The following is a 17,936-nucleotide window of genomic DNA, read 5'->3' on the forward strand; positions in this document are numbered from 1 at the left end:
GGCAACGCCGGCAAAATTTGCAACGATATAGGTGAGGCTTGCTCCGGTTTCGGCGCAAGAGTGGAGGAGAAGAGAATATGTCGCTGGAAGACCTGGGGGAGAAGGGTCGGCGGGCGAAGTCGGAGCGAGTAACCGGAAAATCCGGCGCCGATGCGAAGCCGACCCTGAAAACCATCGCCGAACTGACCGGCCTTGCAGTCACCACCGTGTCGCACGCGCTTGCGGATGCGCCGCAGATCGCGCTCGAAACACGTCAGCGCGTCCGCAAGGTGGCAGCCGATATCGGCTACCTGCCGGACCGGGCAGCGCAGCGCCTGCGCACCGGTCGCACCAATGTCATCAGCCTGGTCCTCGATCCGCACGAGGAAATCCTCGGTTATGCCACCTCGATGATCAACGGGCTGACCGAGGCCCTGCGCGGCACGGCCTATCATCTGGTCATAACGCCGCATTTTTCCGATACGCCGCAAATCGATCCGGTGCGCCACATCATGCGCAACCGTATGGCCGACGGCATTGTCTTCACCCGCACCGAGCCGGCGGACGAACGCGTCAAGCTGCTGATGGAGAACAATTTTCCGTTCATCTGTCACGGCCGGACCGAGCTTGCCACGGCTCACCCTTACGTCGACTACGACAATTACAGCTTTGCTTATCAAGCCGCCAAAAAGCTGATTGCCGCGGGTGCGAGAAAGCTCTCGATCATCCTGCCGCCGGAGCGCTTCACCTTCGCCCATCACCTCCGGCACGGGTTCATGACCGCGGTGCGCGAGGAGGGCATCGGCTTCGAGATCGCCAGAGGCGTCACGCTCGACAGCAAGTCGGACGATATCCGCAACTATCTGTTCCACCGAATGGGCGAACCGGAGCGCCCGGACGGATATATCTGCGGCGGCGAGGTGTCGGCACTTGCGGTCATGGCATCCGCCTACGACCACCGGCTCGAACTTGGCACGGACATAAGGCTGGTGGCCAAGCAGACGTCGGGCCTGTTCGACCAGGTCCGCCCCCGCGTGGAGACGATCTACGAAGACCTCACGGAAGCAGGCCTGTTGATGGGCAAGCTGCTGCTGAAGCGGATCGCCGGCCCCGCCCCCATCCACGAATTGCAGGCGCTCCAGACGGTTTGACCGCCCGGAGCGCCCTTCGCAGAATTTGACAGAAAGTCATGCAAAAGTTTCAGCGCCGCGCGGTCTGTCGCGCGGCGCTGTCCGCAGCTTCTCAATCCTCTTCCTGAAAGACGACCTCACGCTTCTTCTTGACGCTCGGCAAGAAGACGATGACGAGGACTAGGGCCGCGAGGAAGAGAAGGGCCGCGCTGATGGGACGCTGGACGAACGTGGACGGATCGCCGCGCGAAAGGATCATCGCCCGTCTGAGATTCTCTTCCAGAAGCGGCCCGAGCACGAAGCCGAGCAAGAGCGGCGCCGGTTCGCAGCGAAGCTTCAACAGCGCGTAGCCGATGAGGCCGAAGAAGGCGACGGCATAGAGATCGTAGACGTTCGAATTGACGCTGTAGACCCCGATCGAGCAGAAGGCCATGATGATCGGGAACAGCACGTAGTAGGGGATGGTCAGCAGCTTCACCCACAGCCCGATGAGCGGCAGGTTGAGGATGACGAGCATCAGGTTGCCGATCCACATCGAGGCGATGATGCCCCAGAAGAGGGCCGGCTGCTCGGTCGCCACGTTCGGGCCAGGAACGATGCCCTGGATGATCATCGCACCGATCATCAGCGCCATCACCGGGTTGGCCGGAATGCCGAGGGTAAGCAGCGGGATGAAGGAGGTCTGCGCACCGGCATTATTGGCCGATTCCGGACCTGCGACGCCTGCGACCGCCCCGTGACCGAATTCTTCCGGATGTTTCGAGACCTTCTTTTCGACCGTGTAGGAGGCAAACGCCGCAAGGATGGCCCCGCCGCCCGGCAGGATGCCGAGGATCGAGCCGATCGCCGTGCCGCGCAGGACCGGTCCGATCATCGCCTTGAAATCCTCCCGTGACGGCATGAGCTCGCTGACCTTGGCCATCAGCACCGAGCGGGTCTTTTCGTTTTCGAGGTTGCGCAGGATTTCCGCGATGCCGAAGACGCCGACCGCGACCGCCACGAAGTTCAGCCCGTCCGCATATTCGCGGATCCCCAGCGTGAAGCGCGGCGTGCCGGTGTAGATATCGGTGCCGACGAGCCCGAGCAGCAGGCCGAGCGCCACCATCGCCAGCGCCTTGACGATCGAACCATGGGCGAGCGCGATCGAGGAGACGAGGCCGACCACCATCAGCGAGAAATATTCGGCCGCGCCGAACTGCAACGCGATCTGGGTGAGCGGCGGCGCAAAGATTGCGACGAGGAAGGTCGATACGGTGCCGGCAAAGAACGAGCCGATCGCGGCGATCGCCAGAGCGGCTCCCGCCCTGCCCTTGCGGGCCATCTGGTAGCCGTCGATGGCGGTGACGGCGGACGAGGATTCGCCCGGCATGTTGATCAGGATCGCCGTGGTCGAACCGCCGTATTGCGCGCCGTAGTAGATGCCGGCGAGCATGATCAGCGACGAGACCGGTTCGAGCTGGAAGGTGATCGGCAGAAGCATGGCGATCGTCGCCGTGGCGCCGATGCCGGGCAGCACGCCGATCAGGGTGCCGAGCAGTACGCCGATCAGGCAGAAAAACAGGTTCTCGATGGACGTCGCCGTCGCGAAACCAAGCGCGAGATTATTGAAAAGATCCATTACTCAAACCTCAATAACCGAGCCAGGGCCCGAAACGGCGGAACGGAAGGCCGAGGCCATAGCTGAAGACCGCGACCGAGAAGACCGTCAGCACTGCCGACAGCACGAGCGCGGGCAGCGGTTTCATCCGGCTGGAGGCGAAAGCGGCGATCAGAGCGGTGATGAAGATTGCCGGAACGAAGCCGAGCCCGCGCACGGTGAGCCCGAAGAAGATCGGCGCCGGCAGGATGAAGAACATGCCGCGCCAGGCGAGCGCTCCGACCGGCGTCCCTTCCAACCGCATCGACTGTACGAGGATGATCGCGCCGAACAGGATCAGCGCGCAGGCGAGAATGAACGGGAAATAACCTGGCCCCATGCGCAGCGCCGTACCGAGTTCGAGTTCGAACGACTGGTAGGCGAAGAACAGGCCTGTGGCGATCAGCAGCAGCCCGCAGATCAGGTTGACGGTATCGAATTTCAGGGAATTCATGGTGTCTCCGATGGGCTGGAGGAGGCACGGGCAAGGGATTTGCCCTCCGCCCTAACCCTCCCCCCCATGCGGGGAGAGGGAGCGTGCCCGATCCATCGTCTAGGATGGCTTTAACGGTGCGGCATATCCCTTCTCCCCGTCAAAACAGGGAGAAGGTTGCGACCGCCGGAAAAGGGCCGGCCGCTGGCGGAGCCCTTAGTCAGCGTACTGGCCGGCGGCCTGGATGACCGGCTTCCAGCGGGCGATTTCGCTCTCGAGCTTGGCCTTCAGGGCAGCCGGAGTGACGTCGCCGTCCGGCGAGGGATCCGTGCCGAGTTCGGCGAAGCGGGCGGCGACGTTCTTGTCCTTAAGGGCAACCTTGAGCGCCTTGTTGAGCTTGTCGATCGCGTCCTTCGGGGCGCCCTTCGGGGTGTAGACACCGTGCCAGATACCGACTTCCATCTGCGGCAGGCCCGCTTCCTTGACGGTCGGGATGTCCTTCAGGACGTTGAGGCGTGCCGGCGAGGTGACCGCGTAGGCCTTGACCGTGCCGCCCTGGATCTGCTTCGTGGTGTTGGTGGTCTGGTCGCACATGATATCGACCTGGCCGCCGAGCAGATCGGTCATCGCCGGGCCGGTGCCCTTGTAGGGAACGGTGACGAGCGAGGTCTGGATCGCGCTCATGAACAGCATGCCGCACAGATGCGAGGCTGCGCCGATGCCGGCATTGGCGACGGTCACCTTGTCCTTGTTGGCCTTGGCGTATTCGATGAGACCCTTGAGGTCGGTCGCCGGCATGTCCTTGCGGGCGAGAAGCGTCATCGGAACCTCGGTGACAAGGCCGACATAGTCGAAGGCGTTGAGCGTGTCATAGGGCAGCTTGCGGTACAGCGAGGCGCTGGTCGCCATGCCGATATGATGCAGGAGAACGGTGTAACCGTCCGCTTCGGCGTTCGCGACACGAGCCGCACCGAGCGTTCCGCCGGCGCCGCCGACGTTTTCGACGATGACCTGCTGGCCAAGATCCTTCGACATCGATTCGGCGACGAGACGCGCGACCGTATCGGTCGGGCCGCCGGCCGCAAACGGCACGATCATGGTGATCTGGCGCTCGGGATAACCGGCGGCGTTGGCGGAAGCGGAGAAAAGGGAAAGCGCCGCAAGAGCGGTTGCGCCGAGAACGGCGTTCAGGATTTTCATCGGGGCTCCTCCAGGATGAAATGTGGCACAGCCGGCGCACAAATTTCCTCCGCGCCAACCTGAGGACCATTTGCGGCAAGCTACAGGTCACAGGCAATTGTTGCTGGGGCCTTGAAACAGCATTTTCGCAAGTACCGCGGCGCAGCATGGGTGGATTCGGGAACAATACGCAGAAAGCATGGGTGGAAATCCACACATGCCGGCTTTATCAACCGTCTCTGTCATCCTGCAGCATGTGCTCCGGACCGAGCAATTTCTTGTCGAGCCCGTATTTCTGCATCTTTTCGTACAGTGTCTTGCGGGAGATGCCGAGGGATTCGTAAACCGGCCTCAACGCGCCGCCATGCGCGGCGATCTCGCCCGCGATCAGGTTGCGCTCGAAGGCTGCCACCTTGTCGGCGAGCCGCCCTGCCCCATCCTTTGCGCCCCCGGTTTCGCCGGGCTTCGGATCGAGCCCGAGCACCAGCCGGTCGGCGGCGTTGCGGAGTTCCCGGACATTGCCCGGCCAGTCACGCTGGGCAATAGCCGAAATCACGTCGGCCGGCACATCCAGGTCCTCGCGGCCGTAACGTGCTGCCGCCTCCCGCACCAGCTGGAGAAACAGAAGCGGAATATCCGCCCGCCGCTGCGCCAGCGACGGCACATGGATGGTCGCGACGTTGAGCCGATAGAAGAGGTCGGCGCGGAACCGCCCGGCCGCCACCTCCGCTTCGAGATCCACCTTGCTGGTGGCGATGAAACGCACGTCGAGCGGCACGGTCTCGTTGGAGCCGAGCCGGGTGATGACCCGTTCCTGAAGCACGCGCAGGAATTTCGCCTGCAGGTCGACCGGCATCGAACCGATCTCGTCAAGCAGGATCGTCCCGCCGCGGCCGTGTTCAAACTTGCCGTAGCGCGGCCTGAGCGCTCCTGGAAAGGCGCCGGCCTCATGGCCGAAAAGCTCGCTTTCGATCAGATTGTCGGGGAGGGCCGCACAATTAATGGCGATGAACGGCCGGTTGGCGCGAGAACTGATGTCGTGAAGGGCCCGCGCCACCACTTCCTTGCCAGCGCCCGTTTCGCCGATGATCAGCGTATCGGCGTCCGTGGCGCCGATGGCGCGGATCCGGTAGCGCAGATCGACCATGACCTGGGTGCGGCCAGGCAGCCGGGCTTCGACATCGTCACGCTTGCCGGCAACCGCCCTGAGGCGACGGTTTTCCAGCACCAGGCTGCGCCGGTCGAGCGCCCGCCGGATAATGCCGGCGAGATGCTGCGGTGTGAACGGCTTTTCGAGGAAATCGTAGGCACCTTCCCGCATGGCCTTCACCGCAAGCTGAACGTCGCCATGGCCGGTGACCAGGATGACCGGGATTTCCGCATCGAGCTCGCGGATCTTCTGGAGCAGCGTCATCCCGTCGGTGCCCGGCATGCGGATATCGCTGACGACGACGCCGTCGAAGCCGAAGCCCGTCAGTTCCAGCACATGGTCGGCATTCGAAAAGGTCTGGACCGACAGGCCGAAGAGTTCCAGCGCCTGCGCCGTCGAGCGGCGCAGCTCCTCCTCGTCGTCGACCAGCAGAACCCTTTGCTCGCTCACTCGGCTGCCTCCAGAACATTGCCGTCGGCAACGTCGAGTTCGATCAGGAAGACCGCGCCGCCTTCCGGATGATCCGCGACGGAAAGGCTGCCGCCGAAATCCTTGATGATGTTGTAGGAGATCGACAGACCGAGCCCCAGGCCCTTGCCGACGCCTTTCGTCGTGAAGAACGGATCGAAGATGCGCTCGCGAATGGCCGCCGCGACGCCCGGCCCGCGGTCGCGCACCGACACCAGGACCTTGCCGTCCGTCTGGCTGGCGGAGACGGTGATGCGCCGGTCGTCGAGGCCTTCGACCGCATCGGCCGCGTTGGTGATGATATTCACCAGAACCTGCTGGAGGCGCACCGCGCCTGCCTTGACCGCGGGAATGGCTGGGTCGATCTCGATCTCGAGTTCCGCATCCGCCGTGCTCAGGCGCGCGGCGACGATTTCCAGCGTGTCGCGCACCACGTCATCTAGGGCGACGGCGCCGAGCTTCTCGTTCGGCTTGCGGGCGAAGTTGCGCAGGTGCCTGCTGATCGAGGCCATGCGGTCGATGAGTGCCGAAATGCGCCGGACATTGTCCCGCGCGTCTTCGGTCCGGCCAAGATCGATCAACACGCCGGTCGTTTCCGCATAGGTCTTGGCAGCGGCAAGCGGCTGGTTGAGTTCGTGCGACAGGGCCGCCGACATCTGGCCGAGCCCGGCAAGCTTGCCGGCCTGGATGAGGTCGGCCTGGGTCTGGCGCAGCCGCTGTTCGGTGAGCCGCCGTTCGGCGATCTCCTCCTCGATGCGGCTGTTGACACGGGCGAGATCGGCGGTGCGCTCGGCGACGCGGTGCTCGAGCTCGTTGCGGGCCTCGGCCTGCAGCATCAGGCGTTCGTTGAGCCGCGCGCGGCGTTGAAGGACGATGGCGAGCCCCAGGCCTGCAAGGCAGAGCGTCAAAAGTGCCGCAACCGCCGCGGTCTTCGCCTGGGTATGCACCGAACTCGTATCCATCAGCACGTTGACCGTCCAGCCGGCATCCGGCATCGGTTGCGATACGACGAGATATTCCTTCTCGATCCCGCCATCCCGGATGGTCATGACATTGCGCCCTGCGAAGCTGCCGCGCTTGACCGGCAGTTCCCGGAGCCTGGCGTCCGCATACCGCCGCGACGCCTCGGTGCGGGCAATCCGGTCGGGCGTCAGCGGCAGTATGCTCGCGTAAAGCCATTCCGGGCTGCCGGTCATGAAGATGATGCCTTCGGGATCCGATACGAAGATCCGGTCGTCGCCGCCACCCCAGGAGGCTTCGAGGCTGTCGATATCCACCTTGAAGACGATCACGCCGCGGATGGCGCCGCCGATCTCGATCGGCGAGCCGAAATAGTAGCCGCGCTTCAAAGACGTGGTGCCGAGTGCATAAAATCGCGACTGGCGGCCCTCTGCCGCATCCTGGAAATAGGGCCGATAGGTGAAATTCTCGCCGACAAAGCTGACCGGGCTGTCATAATTGCTCGCGGCTATCGTCTCGCCATCCATGGTCATCACATAGATGTCGGAGGATTTCAGAAGCGCGTTGATCTCCTTGAGATAGGCATTCGTCGTCGCCCGCAGCGTCTCGTTCTTCGGATCGAGGATCACCGCCTCGATATTCTGCTGATCGGCGATCAGAGCTGGCAGCGCCTCGTACCGCTTCAGATGGCCGTCGAGCGCCGACACCGCCAGGCGCAACGTGGTGCCCGCCTGGACTTCGGCCTCCTCGATATAGCCGCGCGCGAGGATATCGCCGCCCTTGAGGATCAGCGCCAGACCGATCGCCGCAAGCAGGGCCAGAGGCAGAAGAATACGATATCTCAACAGGCCCGGGTTCCTCCGCTCATTTTTCCTGCCTGGGTTGACGGGAAAACGGTATTCTAACCGCTGCACCGCTGATTTCCATAAAATCCTTACCGCATGCAGCCGGCATGGTGGTCGCTGGCTGCTACGGCTGTTGGAAGCGGCCAGAGCGCGTGATCGGATCGCACAAGCATTCCTCGTATTCCCGTAATAATTTCCACCGACTGCTTGACTTCACGACCGATCGTGCTTCGATCACAGGCGCTAATGGGGAAAGCCGCAAGGCGGCGCAAGGGGTTTTTAATGGTCTATATACTCGCACTTCTGATCGGTGTCGTCGCCGGCCTTCGCGCCATGACCGCACCCGCCGCAATCGCCTGGGCCGCCTATCTCGGCTGGCTCAATCTCTCCGGTTCCTGGCTCTCCTTCATGGGCACGATCTGGGCCGTCGGTATCTTCACCATCCTTGCCGTCGTCGAGCTGGTCACCGATCAGCTTCCCTCGACGCCGAGCCGCAAGGTGCCGCAGCAGTTCGGCGCCCGCCTGATCATGGGTGCGCTCACGGGTGCGGCGATCGGCACGCCCTATGGCGGCTGGATCGTTGGCCTGATCGCCGGCATCATCGGTGCCGCAATCGGCACCTATGGCGGTGCCGCCGTTCGCGCCAAGCTGGCCGCCAGCTTCGGCAAGGATCCGCCGGCCGCCTTCATCGAGGACGCCGTCGCCATCGTCGCGGCCTACCTCATCGTCGCGTCCCTGCCTGTCGCGGCCGCCGTATGAAAACCTTCGACGCGATCATCATCGGGGCCGGCCAGGCCGGTCCCTCACTCGCCGGGCGCTTCAACGACGCCGGCAAGAAAGTTGCGATCATCGAGCGCAAACATGTCGGCGGCACCTGCGTCAATACCGGCTGCAAGCCGACCAAGACGCTGGTCGCCAGCGCCTATGCCGCCCATCTCGCCCGCCGAGGCGGTGATTACGGCGTGGTGCTCGACAGCCCGGTGAAGATCGATATGCCGACGGTCTTGCGGCGTTCCCACAAGGTGACGCTCGACTCGCGCCATGGCAACGAAAGCTGGCTCGAGGGCATGCCGAACTGCACGCTGATCCGCGGCCACGCCCGGTTCGAAGACAAAAACACGATCCGCGTCGGCGACGAACTTCTGACCGCGCCGCAGATCTTCCTCAATGTCGGCGGCCGTGCCGCGATCCCGGATTTCCCCGGCATCAGTGACGTGCCCTACATGACCAATAGCGACATCGTCATGCTGGACCGGGTACCGAAACATCTGGTCATCGTCGGCGGCAGCTATATCGGGCTGGAATTCGCGCAGATCTACCGCCGCTTCGGCGCTGAGGTCACCGTCGTCGAAAAAGGCCCGCGGCTCGTCGGCCGCGAGGACGAAGAGATTTCGCAGGCGATCCGCGAAATCCTCGAAGCCGAAGGCATTCATGTCCGCACCGGCGCCGAATGCATCCGTTTCCGAAAGCATGAGGACGGCGTCGCCGTCGGCGTCGACTGCACGGATGGCGCGCCGGAAGTGATCGGCTCCGACGTGCTGCTGGCGGTCGGCCGCCGCCCGAACACCGACGACCTCGGCCTCGACAAGGCCGGCGTCGAGCTGGACGCGCGTGGCTATATCAAGGTCGGCGACGACCTCTCGACCAATGTCGCCGGCATCTGGGCGATGGGCGACTGCAACGGCCGCGGCGCCTTCACCCACACCGCCTATAACGACTTCGAGATCATCGCCGCCAACCTCTTCGACGGCGAGAACCGCAAGGTCTCCGAGCGAAAGGTGGGCTACGCGCTTTATATCGACCCGCCGCTCGGCCGCATCGGCATGACCGAGGCGGAGGCCAAAAAGTCCGGCCGCAAGGTTCTGGTCGGCCGGCAGGAGATGGCAAGGGTCGGCCGCGCGGTCGAAAAGGGCGAAACGCAGGGCCTGATGAAGTTCGTGGCCGACGCGGATACCCACGAGATCCTCGGCGCCGCCATCCTCGGTACCGGCGGCGATGAATCGATCCACGGCGTGCTCGACATGATGAATGCCGGCGCCACCTACGACACGCTGCGCTGGGCGGTGCCGATCCATCCGACTGTCTCGGAATTCTGGCCGACGGTCGTCCTCGGCATGAAGCCTGTCTGAAACCCATTTGGGACACGATTAAAATTTTATCGATCACCTGAAGTGGCCGGCAAGCATTTCCATCTATGAACGGGGGCAATTGTCCCTGTTCATGATGGAAACAGATGTGCGGTTTTGCAGGCTTCGTCGGTGAGGCATACGGTTCCGGCAATCCGGAAGCCTTGCTGTCGTCCATGGCAGACGCGATCGCCCATCGCGGACCGGACGGACAAGGCGTGCTCGCCGCTCCCGGCATAGGTCTTGCGCATGTGCGGCTGTCGATCGTCGGGCTTTCCGACGGCCAGCAGCCGATGACGGATGCCGAAAACCGCTTCACCATCGTCTTCAACGGCGAGATCTTCAACTATGTCGAACTGCGCGACGAACTGAAGGCACGCGGCATCACCTTTCGCACCGGCAGCGATACGGAAGTCCTGCTGCAGCTCTACGCCACCTATGGCGAGGCCTGCCTTTCGCGCCTCAATGGCGACTATGCCTTCGCGATCTGGGATCACCGCGAGCGCCGGCTGATGCTCGCGCGCGACCGGATGGGGGTCAGGCCGCTGTTTTATACCGAGCATAAAGGCACGCTCTATTTCGCCTCGGAGATCAAGGCGCTGCTCCAGGTGCCAGGCATCGAGGCCGAACTTGATCCGGTCGCGCTCGACCAGATTTTTACCCTCTGGGCGCCGATCCCGCCGCGCACCGCTTTCAAGGGCATTTTCGAGCTCGAACCAGGCCATCTGATGATCGCCCAGAACCGCCGGACCAAAACCCGGCCCTATTGGGCGCTCGATTTCCCGGATGCTGGCGATCATGCCGAGGCCGACCAGTCCGCCCGGGAAGAAGAATTGCGGGCGCTGCTGACCGACGCGACGCGGCTGCGCATGCGCGCCGACGTGCCGGTCGGCGCCTATCTCTCCGGCGGGCTCGACTCCTCGCTGATATCAGCAATCGCCGCCCCGATGGCGCCGAACGGCCTCAACACCTTCTCGGTGACCTTCGACGATGCCGAACACGACGAAAGCGCCTTTCAGCGCCAGGTGGCGGAAGCGCTTGGCACCCATCACCGCGCCGTCGCGAGCGGTTCGGCCGATATCGCCGCGAGCTTTCCGGATGTGATCCGCTTCACCGAACGGCCGGTCCTGCGCACCGCCCCTGCCCCGCTCTACCGGCTCTCCGGCCTTGTCCGCGATGCCGGCATGAAGGTCGTGCTGACCGGTGAAGGCGCCGACGAGGTATTCGCCGGCTACGACATCTTTCGCGAGGCCCGCGTGCGCCGGTTCTGCGCCCGCCAGCCGGGATCGAAGATGCGGCCGCATCTTTTCCGCAAGCTCTACCCCTATCTGCCGGGGCTGAAGCAGCAGTCGGCCGAATATCTCGCCGCCTTCTTCGGCGCCGGTAGCGATGTGGCCGATGATCCGCTCTTCTCCCATCGTCCGCGCTTCCGCTCGACGGCGGCGGCCAAGATCTTCTACTCCGACGATCTGCGCGCCACGCTCGGCAGTTACGACGCCGCCGAGGAACTCGCCTCGCGCCTGCCGGCAAATTTCGGACGCTGGCATCCGCTGCACCAGGCGCAATATCTCGAAAGCCGCTTCCTGCTGCCCGGCTACATCCTGTCGAGCCAGGGCGACCGCATGGCCATGGCGCATGGAATCGAAGGCCGTTTCCCCTTCCTCGACCACCGGTTGGTGGAATTCGCCAGCCGCCTGACGCCCGGCATGAAACTCAAGGGCCTCGACGAGAAACACATCCTGCGTCGGGTCGCCAAGGACGTGCTTCCCGACATCATCGCCAAACGCCCGAAACAGCCCTATCGCGCACCGGACAGCCGTTCCTTCGCCGGCAATAGCGAGCAGGCCTATGTGGGCGAGATGCTGGGCGAACGGGCAATCGCCGCGTCCGGCCTCTTCCACCCCCGGGCCGTCGCCAAACTCCATCAGAAATGCCGCACGACCCCCGTTTCCGGCTTCCGCGACAACGCGGCCTTCGTCGGGATATTGTCCACCCAGCTCTGGCTCAAGGGTTTTTCCAAGTCGGCCGCAGATCATTCACCTGCCATTCGCAACACCTCTATTAGCCTTTGAAAATCTTCAATTAACCTAAAATTCACGTCAATTCGTCATGATCGCCAGAGTGTGTCCAATTGTAGGTTCTTTCGCTGTGGCGGAAGGGCGGAGGTAGTCCATGTACGAGCCGAAGGAGCCACATACTCGGCGGTCGGCATCGGCCCGGGCGTCGCGCTCTCGCAGCGATTACCAGGGTTCCCTCCTGAACCACCCTACCCTTGAAGAAGACGAGCCCGAAGAACGGCCTCCGGCACGCGCTCGGCCCCATCCCTCTTCGGCACCTGACTATCCACCCCGTTCGGACTATGATCGTCGCCCGCCCGCCTATGAACGGGAAGATGACGACCGGATGCGATATGAGGACATTCCGTTTGAAAAACGGATCGAGGCACAGCTTCACAGCCTGACGGATATCCATTTCACCGATATCATCCGCTGGCTGCGCAAGGGCTTTCTGCGGATCATCGCCGCCGCGATCCTCGGCGCCGTGCTCGCACTGCTTTATGCCGCCATCGCCTCGCCGCGCTATACGGTCAGCACCGAGCTCATCATCGATCCGTCCAACCTGAACCTCGTTTCCGACGACGTCTTCTCCGCCAATCCGCAGCGCGATTCCCAGCTTCTGGAAGTCGAGAGCAAGCTGCGGGTCCTGACGTCGCGCAACGTGCTGAACAAGGTCATCAACGATCTCAACCTGACGCAGGACCCTGAATTCAACCGCCCGGGAAGGCTGGACGCGCTGCGTCGCCTCATCTCCTCGCCTCCGGCAACAGAAGACAAGCAGTTGAGCGTCCTGCGCCAGCTCGAAAAGCAGATAACCGCAACGCGCAACGACGGCTCGTTCGTCGTCGTCCTGTCCGTGTGGACCGGAGACGTCGACAAGTCGATCAAGCTGTCGAACGCGATCGTCTCGGCCTTTGAAGGGGAATTGTTCAAGTCATCGTCGGATAGCGCCGGCCAGCTTGCGATCGGCCTCAACAGCCGGCTCGACGAACTGCGCCGCTCGGTGACCGAAGCCGAGGAAAAGGTCGAACAGTTCAAGCGACAGAACGACCTGCAGTCGACTGCCGGCGAGTTGACCAGCACCCGCATTTCCGGTGCGCTCGACACCCAGGTCCTCGACGCCCAGCAGCGGCTGATCCAGGCCGATACCCGCTACAAGCAGCTTCAGGCGGCCTATGCCGACAGGCGGGTTGCGAATTCGGCCGTGTTCGATTCCGCCACCATGGTCACCCTGCGCGCCAGCTATAGCGCCCTGCAGCAGCAGATCAGTTCGATGACGCTGGTCTATGGCAACCGGCATCCGCGGCTGGTCGCCCTGCAGTCGGAGCTGGCCTCCGTCGACCGGGCGATCTCCGAGGAAGCCGCCCGCCTTCTCCAATCCGCCAAGACCGACGTCGATCAGGCAAACAGCGCGCTTCAGGAACTGCGCCGCAAGTCCGATGCCTCGCGCTCGACCGTATTTACCGAAAACGACGCCCAGGTGCGCCTGCGCGAACTGGAGCGGGATGCCCGTTCCAAGGCAGCCGTTTACGAAACCTATCTGTCGCGGACGCACCAGATCAGCGAACGCCAGCAGATCGATACCAGCAATGTCCGGGTGATCTCGCCGCCGGTGCCGCCGCAATCCAAGAGCTGGCCGCCGAGCTCGATACTGCTGATGATCGGCGGCGCCTTTGCCGGCGCGATCTTCGGCGTGCTGATGGCGCTCACCCTCGGCCTGTTCGGCCATATGCGCGAAGCGGGCCGCGAGTTCGCCTGAACCTTCCTATTTTTTCGGAACCAGCGCCTCATGCAATTCCGGCAGCCATGACTTGGTGGTCGGGTCCCAGGGACCGAATTCGTGGGACGCGAAATCCCAATAGGCCCAGCTCATCCCGCGTTTCTCGATTTCTTCCCGCATGATCCGGGTATAGGCCACCCGGTCGGGGTAATAGGCAAGCGAGTTGGAGCCGAATTCCCCGACATAGATCGGCCTGTCGTTCTTGGCTCCCCATTCGACGGCCATATCGAGCGGCGTCCTGATCTCCTCGATCTGCGTCTTGTCACAACAGGACGTTCCGAGCCAGGGTTTCGATCCTTCGATCCAGCTGGCGCCCTGCATCGTGAACTTGAAGGGTGCGTAATTGTGGATGGTGACGATCAGCCGGCGGTCGGCGGCCGGGATCGCCAATTTCTCGAGCCCCCAGGCTGTGGCCCAGTTCGCCGCATCGACGATCAGGAAACGGTGGGGATTTGTCTTGCGGATCACCGCAAGCGCCTTGGCGAGCAATTCGTTCCAGACTTCTTCCGTCTTGCCGTGCGGTTCGTTGTAGATCTCGAACAGCACTTTGTCATTGGGAAGGCTCTGGTATCGCTGAGCGAGCTGTTCCCAGATTGCCAGGAAACGCTCGCGGCTCTTCTCGACGCCGATCCCGACCTCCTCGGCCTCCAGCGGGTCGCCATCCATCTCGTGGTAGTGGTGAAAATCGACGATGATGTTGAGCCCGCGTGACAGCGCGTTGTTGATCGCAAAATCGACGCGCTTCATGAAAGCCTCATCGAGCTTGTAGGGCGCCGAGACTGCCGCATGACTGCTGAATCGGACCGGCAGGCGGATGGTCTGGAACCCACCTTGCCTGACCGCCGTAAACAGCTCCGTGGAAAGCTTTCCTCCCCAGGCGCCCTCGCTCGGCGCCTCCAGCGTTCCGCCGAAATTGACACCTCGCCCCAACGCCTTGCTCTGCTCGGCCGCCGTCAACCCGGCGATGTCAGGCGCGCGGCTTTCAGAAAACGGCTTCAGCACGAAGTCCTGCGCCTGCGCACCGGCAATCCCCAGTGCCATCAGCATGAGATATCCGATAAGCCGACAAAATATTCCCAGCATTCGAAATCTCCACTGGTGCCCGCAAGCCTGCCAAGGATTGCAGGAGGAGCGCAGGTTCTGGTCCGACGTCGTGAAGGTCAAGCAAATCGGCCGAATTTATGAGGTTATGATGAACGGGCCGGGATCTGCCGCTCCCGACGAGCTTCGCAGAAGCGGCTGTCGGGATATGGATGCTGGCGAGATTCGGCGGTTTCTGTTACGATTCGCGCCGAGAAGGACGCGGCGGCGGGCGGATGACGAGAGACACGGACGAAGTTGCGTCTTCTGGGAATTTCGGCACCAAGCTGCTGTTTTGCTGCGTCGGGTGCTTCTATTGGATCACCCTGACGCCTTTCGTCGATACCAGCCTCAACCCTGCCCTGGCAAAGCCTGCTCTCTGGAGCCAGCTGCTCGCCTATGTGCTCTTCCTGATCGTGCTTGTCTATTCCATGACCCCGAGGGTGCGAAGCGTCATCTTCCAGCCCCGCCTGCTGCTTACACTCGTATTCGGCTGGCTGTTCGTGACCGCGGCACTTTCGGTCGATCCGCTCGGCTCCGTCAGGCGCGTGTTGATTGCCCTCACCGTCTGTATAAGCGCGAGTGCATTCCTGATGCTGCCGAAAGGCGAGAGCCAGTTTGCAAGGCTTGCCGGCGGCGGCGTGATGCTGATCGTCGGCCTTTGTTATTTCGGCGTGCTCTTTCTTCCAAGGCTTGCCGTCCATCAGCTGACCGACTTTCTCGAGCCTCAGCATGCGGGGCTCTGGAAGGGAATCTACGTCCAGAAGAACGAGACCGGCGTCGTCATGGCGCTCTCCTGCTTCGTTGGCATCTATCTGATGTCGGCCTGGTCCCGGATCATCGGACTGCTGGTCATAGCAGCGAGCTGCCTGTTCCTGCTGAAAACCGGCGCCAAGACCTCGACCGCGATGCTGCCCGGCATCTTCCTCCTCAGCATTTTCTTCGAGCGCTGGCGCTGGATCCGCATTCCCGTCGTGTTCGGCGGGGTCGGCCTGCTCAACCTGGCGACCGTCGGCGTCTCGACAATTGCGCCGCTGCGGGAGATCGTCGCGGCAACCGGGATCGACACCACCTATACGGCACGCGCCGACATCTGGCGGCTGGCGCTCGACGCTATTGCACAGAGCCCGATCACCGGTTATGGCTTCGGCTCTTTCTGGGGCGCGGAAAGCCTCGTCAACAGCGACATGCGCACCTTGAACTGGGCCGTGCGCGCGGTGGATGCCCACAATGCCTATGTCGATGCCGCCATGAACGCCGGCATACCGGGATTGATATTGATGGTGATATGGGTCTTGGCTACTCCCCTTAAAAATCTGGCGGCGATCGACGCCGCAAGAAATTTCACCCCGCTCACCCGGCTTTTTCTGAGGATCTGGCTTTTCTCGATCTTCCTCGCCTGCCTGGAAAGCATCTTCCTCGCCCGGTCGGGGCCGATCTGGTTCACGATGATGGTCGCCATGTTCGGCCTTGGCTACCAGGCACGCTACCGCATCAGAGCCTCCAGGAAGGCAGAGCCCGCCTATGGACCAGCGTACGCCTGAAATGTCCGAGCAAGCACCCGTAAAACAGCGGCGAACATCAGTCTTCGGCATCGAGTTCTCCACCTGGGGCGCCGACAGGATAGTCGAGGCGATCGTCACCGAACCGGTACCGGCGGGCGAAGGCCTGCGGCTGCTGGTCACCGCCAATCTCGATCACATCGTCCAGCTGAACAGGAACCCCGCCTTCAAGGCCGCCTATGACAAGGCGTGGCTGACCACCGTCGACGGAGCCCCCGTCCTTCTTTATGCACGGCTGCGCGGGCTTGCTGTCCCCGGTCGCATCACCGGCGCAGACCTGTTTCCCGAGATTATCGGGCGCCTCAAGCCGGGCATTCACCGGCCGCTGCTCTTATGCTCGAGCGAAACCACGGCCGCGATCCTTGACGAAAAACTGCGCGCCCTCGGCTTTTCCGAACACGTCATCGTCACCGCCCCTCCGGCTTTCGAGCAGAACGAGACGTTTGGACGCGAATTGGTGGCGCGGCTTCGGGAAAACCGGGTAACCCATATTTTCTTCGGCATCGGCGCCCCGAAGTCCGAGATCTGGATGGACAGGCACCGGGCGGACCTTCCCGATTGCTACGGCTTCGGTTTCGGCGCCGGGCTCGATTTCTACGCCGGCGTCAAATCGCGGGCTCCGGTCTTCCTGCGCAAGGCAGGTCTGGAATTCGTTTGGCGCGTCGCAACGGAACCGCGCCGCCTGGCAAAGCGCTATTTCATCACGTCCTGGGCTTTTCTCTGGGCCGTCTACAAGGACCTGAGGGCCGACCGGCGCTAGGACGTTTCAGGCGACGCCGATCCGCTTCAGCGTATCAATCACCGTCTCGACCTTGATGCCGCGACGGCGCACCTTATCGACCACGTGCGAGAAGAACGCCGGCGAGCAGCCGATATTCGTCGGATCCTTGCGCACGTCATGGGTATAGAAGATCAGCCAGCCGCGCCGCCGCTCGACATCGTCCAACATCCTGTCGATCGAGGCAGAGTCGTTGCTGCAGTCGTAGAGCTCCTGCGCCTTGAGATGGGCAAGATCGATGAGGCCGGAATTGGTGCCGACCTTGATGCCGCGCAGGCCCGGATAATGGTTCATCAGCGCGAGCTTGGACGGAACCGAGATCATCCCGAACGGATAGGCGAATGAAACCGGCTTCTGGAAACCGACGATCCGGGCGATTTCCTCGTCATTGCGCCTGACATCGGCCATCAGATCGTGACGGGGCGTTTTCTGGACATTGATATGGCCATGCGTGTGGCCGCCGATCTCATGACCCTTTGCCGAAAGCGCCGCGACCATTTCCTCGTCGACGATCAACTGGCCGTTTTCGACGCGCTGCATCAGCCCGCTCGCCAGATAGAAGGTGCCGAGCATGCCGGCATCCTCAAGAGCAGGCGCCGCATTCTCGAAAACCGAGACAGGAAAATCGTCGAAGGTGAAAGCAACGACAGGCGCGTCCAGCTTCAACAGGTGCGGGCGAAAATAGACATGCCGCCCGATCTTGCGGGACACACCCGCCAGTATCTCGGAGCCGGACATTTCCCAGAGCTTCGTCTTTCCCATTTACCCCCACC

General features: G+C 62.8%; 14 protein-coding genes. 7 read left to right on the forward strand and 7 right to left on the reverse strand.

The window, feature by feature from the left end:
• Nucleotides 1–77: 77 nt before the first annotated feature.
• Nucleotides 78–1,130: a LacI family transcriptional regulator gene (locus ACSQ8R_RS15595; RefSeq protein ID WP_436254213.1), complete on the forward strand. Its 1,053-nt coding sequence runs from the start codon at nucleotides 78–80 to the stop codon at nucleotides 1,128–1,130.
• Nucleotides 1,131–1,221: 91 nt separating this feature from the next.
• On the opposite strand, the gene ACSQ8R_RS15600 is transcribed toward ACSQ8R_RS15595, so the two are convergent.
• The 5 genes from ACSQ8R_RS15600 to ACSQ8R_RS15620 form a co-directional block, all read right to left on the reverse strand.
• Nucleotides 1,222–2,727 (reverse strand): tripartite tricarboxylate transporter permease, encoded by a 1,506-nt coding sequence (locus ACSQ8R_RS15600; RefSeq protein WP_436254214.1) that lies wholly within the window; start codon nucleotides 2,725–2,727, stop codon nucleotides 1,222–1,224.
• 10 nt (nucleotides 2,728–2,737) lie between these two features.
• A complete protein-coding gene (locus tag ACSQ8R_RS15605; protein ID WP_436254215.1) occupies nucleotides 2,738–3,199 on the reverse strand; it encodes a tripartite tricarboxylate transporter TctB family protein in 462 nt (153 codons plus the stop codon).
• Between the two features lie 195 nt (nucleotides 3,200–3,394).
• Complete coding sequence (locus ACSQ8R_RS15610) at nucleotides 3,395–4,378, reverse strand: tripartite tricarboxylate transporter substrate-binding protein (RefSeq protein WP_436254216.1); 984 nt, start codon at nucleotides 4,376–4,378, stop codon at nucleotides 3,395–3,397.
• A 208-nt stretch (nucleotides 4,379–4,586) separates the two neighbouring features.
• Nucleotides 4,587–5,957: a sigma-54-dependent transcriptional regulator gene (locus tag ACSQ8R_RS15615; protein WP_436254217.1), complete on the reverse strand. Its 1,371-nt coding sequence runs from the start codon at nucleotides 5,955–5,957 to the stop codon at nucleotides 4,587–4,589.
• Nucleotides 5,954–7,780, reverse strand: coding sequence for a sensor histidine kinase (locus ACSQ8R_RS15620; RefSeq protein ID WP_436254218.1), 1,827 nt, complete (start codon nucleotides 7,778–7,780; stop codon nucleotides 5,954–5,956). Before ACSQ8R_RS15620 ends, ACSQ8R_RS15615 begins: the two co-directional genes overlap by 4 nt.
• Nucleotides 7,781–8,062: 282 nt before the next feature.
• Between ACSQ8R_RS15620 and ACSQ8R_RS15625 the strand changes: the two genes are divergently transcribed.
• The 4 genes from ACSQ8R_RS15625 to ACSQ8R_RS15640 all read left to right on the forward strand — a co-directional run bounded on the left by ACSQ8R_RS15625 (nucleotide 8,063) and on the right by ACSQ8R_RS15640 (nucleotide 13,722).
• Entirely contained in the window at nucleotides 8,063–8,539 is a 477-nt protein-coding gene (locus tag ACSQ8R_RS15625; protein WP_436254219.1) for a DUF4126 family protein, read from the forward strand.
• Complete coding sequence (locus ACSQ8R_RS15630; protein WP_436254220.1) at nucleotides 8,536–9,909, forward strand: FAD-containing oxidoreductase; 1,374 nt, start codon at nucleotides 8,536–8,538, stop codon at nucleotides 9,907–9,909. The genes ACSQ8R_RS15625 and ACSQ8R_RS15630 overlap by 4 nt, the downstream gene beginning before the upstream one ends.
• A gap of 104 nt (nucleotides 9,910–10,013) precedes the next feature.
• Nucleotides 10,014–11,978: an asparagine synthase (glutamine-hydrolyzing) gene (asnB, locus tag ACSQ8R_RS15635; protein WP_436254221.1), complete on the forward strand. Its 1,965-nt coding sequence runs from the start codon at nucleotides 10,014–10,016 to the stop codon at nucleotides 11,976–11,978.
• Nucleotides 11,979–12,309: 331 nt separating this feature from the next.
• On the forward strand, nucleotides 12,310–13,722 hold the full coding sequence (locus tag ACSQ8R_RS15640) for a GumC family protein (protein WP_436254222.1): 1,413 nt from the start codon (nucleotides 12,310–12,312) through the stop codon (nucleotides 13,720–13,722).
• A 6-nt stretch (nucleotides 13,723–13,728) separates the two neighbouring features.
• On the opposite strand, the gene ACSQ8R_RS15645 is transcribed toward ACSQ8R_RS15640, so the two are convergent.
• Complete coding sequence (locus tag ACSQ8R_RS15645; RefSeq protein WP_436254223.1) at nucleotides 13,729–14,826, reverse strand: glycoside hydrolase family 5 protein; 1,098 nt, start codon at nucleotides 14,824–14,826, stop codon at nucleotides 13,729–13,731.
• 233 nt (nucleotides 14,827–15,059) lie between these two features.
• Between ACSQ8R_RS15645 and ACSQ8R_RS15650 the strand changes: the two genes are divergently transcribed.
• Together ACSQ8R_RS15650 and ACSQ8R_RS15655 are read left to right on the forward strand one after the other, a co-directional pair.
• Nucleotides 15,060–16,367, forward strand: a complete 1,308-nt coding sequence (locus tag ACSQ8R_RS15650; protein ID WP_436254224.1) for an O-antigen ligase family protein — start codon at nucleotides 15,060–15,062, stop codon at nucleotides 16,365–16,367.
• Nucleotides 16,348–17,145, forward strand: a complete 798-nt coding sequence (locus tag ACSQ8R_RS15655; RefSeq protein ID WP_436254225.1) for a WecB/TagA/CpsF family glycosyltransferase — start codon at nucleotides 16,348–16,350, stop codon at nucleotides 17,143–17,145. Before ACSQ8R_RS15650 ends, ACSQ8R_RS15655 begins: the two co-directional genes overlap by 20 nt.
• A 6-nt stretch (nucleotides 17,146–17,151) precedes the next feature.
• Here the strand turns inward: ACSQ8R_RS15655 and ACSQ8R_RS15660 are convergent, their stop codons facing one another.
• Nucleotides 17,152–17,925, reverse strand: a complete 774-nt coding sequence (locus ACSQ8R_RS15660; RefSeq protein WP_436254226.1) for a polysaccharide deacetylase family protein — start codon at nucleotides 17,923–17,925, stop codon at nucleotides 17,152–17,154.
• Nucleotides 17,926–17,936: the final 11 nt, after the last annotated feature.

This window comes from Neorhizobium sp. LjRoot104 (assembly GCF_964253725.1).
Classification (GTDB): Bacteria; Pseudomonadota; Alphaproteobacteria; order Rhizobiales; family Rhizobiaceae; genus Neorhizobium.

Excerpts from the sequence above, each read along its gene's own strand:
- ACSQ8R_RS15595 (WP_436254213.1), top strand. The coding sequence starts at position 78 with ATGTCGCTGGAAGACCTGGGGGAGAAGGGTCGGCGGGCGAAGTCGGAG.
- ACSQ8R_RS15600 (WP_436254214.1), bottom strand. The coding sequence starts at position 2,727 with ATGGATCTTTTCAATAATCTCGCGCTTGGTTTCGCGACGGCGACGTCC.
- ACSQ8R_RS15605 (WP_436254215.1), bottom strand. The coding sequence starts at position 3,199 with ATGAATTCCCTGAAATTCGATACCGTCAACCTGATCTGCGGGCTGCTG.
- ACSQ8R_RS15610 (WP_436254216.1), bottom strand. The coding sequence starts at position 4,378 with ATGAAAATCCTGAACGCCGTTCTCGGCGCAACCGCTCTTGCGGCGCTT.
- ACSQ8R_RS15625 (WP_436254219.1), top strand. The coding sequence starts at position 8,063 with ATGGTCTATATACTCGCACTTCTGATCGGTGTCGTCGCCGGCCTTCGC.
- ACSQ8R_RS15630 (WP_436254220.1), top strand. The coding sequence starts at position 8,536 with ATGAAAACCTTCGACGCGATCATCATCGGGGCCGGCCAGGCCGGTCCC.
- asnB (WP_436254221.1), top strand. The coding sequence starts at position 10,014 with ATGTGCGGTTTTGCAGGCTTCGTCGGTGAGGCATACGGTTCCGGCAAT.
- ACSQ8R_RS15640 (WP_436254222.1), top strand. The coding sequence starts at position 12,310 with ATGCGATATGAGGACATTCCGTTTGAAAAACGGATCGAGGCACAGCTT.
- ACSQ8R_RS15645 (WP_436254223.1), bottom strand. The coding sequence starts at position 14,826 with ATGCTGGGAATATTTTGTCGGCTTATCGGATATCTCATGCTGATGGCA.
- ACSQ8R_RS15650 (WP_436254224.1), top strand. The coding sequence starts at position 15,060 with ATGACGAGAGACACGGACGAAGTTGCGTCTTCTGGGAATTTCGGCACC.
- ACSQ8R_RS15655 (WP_436254225.1), top strand. The coding sequence starts at position 16,348 with ATGGACCAGCGTACGCCTGAAATGTCCGAGCAAGCACCCGTAAAACAG.
- ACSQ8R_RS15660 (WP_436254226.1), bottom strand. The coding sequence starts at position 17,925 with ATGGGAAAGACGAAGCTCTGGGAAATGTCCGGCTCCGAGATACTGGCG.